The organism is Microvirga aerophila (genome assembly GCF_003332305.1).
In the GTDB taxonomy this organism is placed as follows: domain Bacteria; phylum Pseudomonadota; class Alphaproteobacteria; order Rhizobiales; family Beijerinckiaceae; genus Microvirga; species Microvirga aerophila.
In genome coordinates this window covers 1-3,794 of the sequence record NZ_QOIO01000143.1, presented here as the reverse complement: position 1 = coordinate 3,794, position 3,794 = coordinate 1, and the positions used below count along the sequence as shown (strand labels likewise).

At 62.6% G+C, this 3,794-nt stretch carries 2 protein-coding genes and 1 pseudogene; 1 reads left to right on the top strand and 2 read right to left on the bottom strand.

Features of this window, described 5'->3' with window-relative positions; translation table 11 throughout:
• Positions 1–601 precede the first annotated feature (601 nt).
• Positions 602–1,235: pseudogene (locus tag DRB19_RS29180) on the top strand (tyrosine-type recombinase/integrase).
• 546 nt (positions 1,236–1,781) lie between these two features.
• Here DRB19_RS29180 and DRB19_RS29170 read toward each other — a convergent pair.
• Complete coding sequence (locus DRB19_RS29170) at positions 1,782–2,330, bottom strand: adenylate/guanylate cyclase domain-containing protein (RefSeq protein WP_114189439.1); 549 nt, start codon at positions 2,328–2,330, stop codon at positions 1,782–1,784.
• On the bottom strand, positions 2,315–3,577 hold the full coding sequence (locus DRB19_RS29165; RefSeq protein ID WP_170285200.1) for a HAMP domain-containing protein: 1,263 nt from the start codon (positions 3,575–3,577) through the stop codon (positions 2,315–2,317). The genes DRB19_RS29170 and DRB19_RS29165 overlap by 16 nt, the downstream gene beginning before the upstream one ends.
• Positions 3,578–3,794: the final 217 nt, after the last annotated feature.

The following is a 3,794-nucleotide window of genomic DNA, read 5'->3' as shown; positions in this document are numbered from 1 at the left end:
GGCCGACAACGTCCCAGCCTCGTCATGTTCGACGAGGCGGGAATAGCCGACGACATCAGCGGCCAGGATTGCGGCCAGCCGCCGCTCCGCTTTTGCAGTCGCCATGGCTGTCTCTCCCTCAGGAGATCCGCCGGACGAAGGCCCAGGCGATTGACGCGACATGCACCATCCGGCTGCCCGACACCGCGACCGTGCTGGTTCATGATACCACCGAGATGGTCATGTGGCGACGCTTCACGAGAGAGCCGCCTTCACCAGGAACAGGATCCGCGAAGCGGTCACTGCAAAGGTCTGTTGCGGTTCCATGGAAGGACGGCGTCATTCGAAGGAAGGTCCGTTTTCGGGACTTCGAACCCACTGGCGCGCTGAACTTGCCGAAGCGGTTTCTTCCGTCGTTGGCGGTGGGATCAATCGCTCCGTCAGCCACGTGTCCCAACCTCAGGACGGTCAGGAGTGGGTCACGAGCAGAGATCGATGCAATGAATGGGACGTCCGGCTTACCTTGGTAAGCCGACGAACGCCTTGGAGAAATGCTCGGTCTGGGTTTTGTCGGCAGAACAGCCGAGGTTAATTGCGGGGGCTTCGCTTCAGGAGCACTGCAATGCAAGACAGGATTGCCGACCATCCCTGCCGAACCACCACACCTTGGAACCGCGGCAAGCTGATTGGACCCAAGCCGCCTCTCAAAGCTAAAGAGATCTGGTCCATTCGGGTCAGGCTCCAAGTGGCGCATCGCATCCGGGATTTGGCTTTGTTCAACTTAGCCCTCGACAGCAAGCTGCGAGCTTGTGACCTCGTAGCGCTCCGCGTCGATGACGTGGCTCTCAATGGGCGGGTGCGATCCCGAGCTACTGTCATGCAGCGGAAGACCGGTCGGCCCGTTCAGTTTGAGATCACGGAGCAGACCCGCGAGGGCTGTGGGACGCTGGCTGGAGAAGAAGCACCTGCATAAGGGCGAGCCGCTGTTTCCGAGCCGGATCAATCGAGGGAGGCCCATGACGACGCGCCAGTACGCGCGCCTGCTGGCATCCTGGTTGCGCGCGATTGGCCTCGATCCCCTCGTCTACGGCACCCACTCACTCCGGCGCACCAAAGCCTCAATGATCTACCGAAGGACAGGCAATCTCCGGGCTGTCCAGCTTCTGCTCGGCCACACGAAGATTGAGAGCACTGTTCGGTATCTCGGCATCGACGTAGACGATGCTCTTCTGATTGCAGAACAGGTTGAGATCTAAACGTAGGGGCGGCTCCTCGGCGAGCCGCCTCAGACCTCGCCGAGGATTCCGGATGCAACGTCCGGACTTGAGGCTTAAGCAGTCACGAGACAAACGACCGGCACGTGCCAATTGCAGTCGTTCCCGCGTTTGCACAGGGTTTGTCTGTCGGCCCAAGAGCAACACACGTCAACGAAAAGCCCAGGCTCCGGGGCAAACTGACAGGATGCCTTCGCATCTCTGCCTCGCGCACCACGGGTCTGGGCTGAACGGGTATCAGACGGGCGCCTGCATCGTCAGGCAGGTGCAGGAACAGACCGGGCCGGAGTACATCCGTCCTGGCACGGTCCCATCGAAAGCAAGCGGTGAAGCGCCGCTGTCGAAGTTCACATCAATGTCCGCTGGGGTAAAGCTGATAGGGAGATCGAAGCCTGGCAGCGCAAGGTGCAGCCGTGCCGCGGCCAGCCTCGGCTTGACCCCGGGCCGACCAAGCATCGCCTGACGGTTCTACTGGCCGATGCCGCGATCCTGAGGTGGTGCAGGGTTTTCGATCAGTTCACCTGGCCCTCACGTGAGCCGGTAGATCGCCATCGTTCCCTCTCGGTTGCGCACCTCCCGTCGGTCCCAGAACACCGCCCGCTCCGGTTCCGGCATGCAGGTGTAGACACCCTCGGTGATCAACGTGATCACATCGCTGTCGTCCTGGACGTCCTTGCCGACCTGCTCCAGGCGCTGCGCGATGTTCACCACATCGCCAACGAGCGTATAGTTCATCCGGCTGGGGGCACCGATGTTGCCCACCAGAACAGGGCCCGTGCTGATCCCGATCCGCACCCGGACAGGTGCAAGGCCGCTTGCCAATCGAGCTCTGTTGTCGGCGTGCATTTCGGAGGCTATCGCGCGTGCGGCCCGGCAGGCTCGCTCCACGTGATCGGGCTGCTCCTCCGGTGCGCCCCAGAATGCCATGAGGCTGTCGCCGATGTACTTGTCAATCGTTCCCACCTCCGCCTCGACACAGGCCCCCACTAGGGCAAAGTGCTTGTTCAGGAAGCTCGCCGTCTCGGCAGGGGACAGCCGAGAGGCCATTCGCGTGAAGCCGCTCAGGTCCGTGAACATGACGGTGACATCACGCTCGTAAGCCCTGGCGAGTTCGTCCTGCCTTGCGCGATGAGGCGGTGAACAAGGCGCTTAGGCAGGTAGAGCTCAAACCAGCGCAGCGCCGCAACCATGGCGTTCAGCGCCTGGCCCGCCGCATCGAGTTCCCGGATCCGACTGTGTGGGAGAACGGGAACCTTGTCGAATTCGAGCGCCCGGACGGCTTCCGTCACGCGAACGAAGTCGCGGATCGGACGCGCGACCCGCCGCCCGACGCCGATGGCGCTGAGCACGGAGACGAGCAGGAGCCCTGATCCGATCAGGACCATCATCCGCAGGCGCTCCGCCTCCTGCCCGACGTCCGAACCGGGCATGGCCGCGCCAATGATCCAGGGCTTTTCGCCGAGCCTTGGAACCTCCCGGTACATGTAGATGAAGTAATCGTCCGGGAAGGGAACGATATGCCCCTGGTCCGTCGACCTTAGAGGCAGGTTCATCGGGCGGCGTTCAGCCGACCAGATCGCTTGCAGCACCTTGTCATCGACCTCGGCGAGGAGCGGCAACGGGCGCTCGCGTGTACCGGTCTGGGATCGGCCAGCCAATGCCGGGTGAGCCAGCACCTCGTCGTGACCGTGGAGGATGAACGCCCTCTGCCCAGGCGAGGAGATCTCGGCGACGTATCGGGAGAGTTCGGTGACCACAATGGCCGGGACGAGGACCCCGGTGAGGTCACCGCCGCGATGCATAGGCACGAGATAGGGGATGATGGTCTGGTGAAAGGGACTGCTCCAGACAGGCTCGCCCCATCCGGCACTCCTGCCAGCTCGAAAATCCTCAATGACCTTGATGATCTCGGGCCGGCTGGACCAGTCCTCGGTCAGGAAGCTGCCATCCTGTCGCTCCACCCGTGCGACCTCCAGATTGGCCCGAATGAAGCCGATGCCGGTAACCTGCGGTGTTGCGGCAAGCCCGGACCTGAGGGCCGTTTCAAGCGCCTTGGTGTCCTCTATGTCGAGCTGCCCGTTTTCGATGGAGTCCTTCAGGTACTCTGCTTGGGCCACCACTGGCCCAAGATGCTGCCGGATGCGCTGCTCGATGGAGGACAGGACCAGGCTGGCCTTGTCGGCCAGAAGCTCGCCGGTGTTCCGGCCCGCGCCTCCAAGGCTCACGATGAGAACGGAGCCGACGGCCAGAAGCATCAAGCCCCCGAAACTGAGCGCCAGAACGGTGCTGAGGGGAAAGAGGCGTGGAGAGATGCGCTTTCGCATGCTCATCTCGATTTCCGATGTGGGATCGAAGACACCTCTACTCCATGAAACGCCCGTGGCTAGCCATAACCCCCTTGCCGGTGGGCGTGTTCGTGGCGGATGCCGCCAGGAACAGGGCCATCCGGATCGAGAAGCCTCAATGCCCGCCAAACACAAGCGTCTGGATCGGCAGCACCAGCGCCTGAATCCGCAGGATCATCGCATGCACGAGCCCGAC

Coding starts and splice junctions, on each gene's coding strand:
- DRB19_RS29170 (WP_114189439.1), bottom strand. CDS start 2,330: ATGTTCACGGACCTGAGCGGCTTCACGCGAATGGCCTCTCGGCTGTCC.
- DRB19_RS29165 (WP_170285200.1), bottom strand. CDS start 3,577: ATGCGAAAGCGCATCTCTCCACGCCTCTTTCCCCTCAGCACCGTTCTG.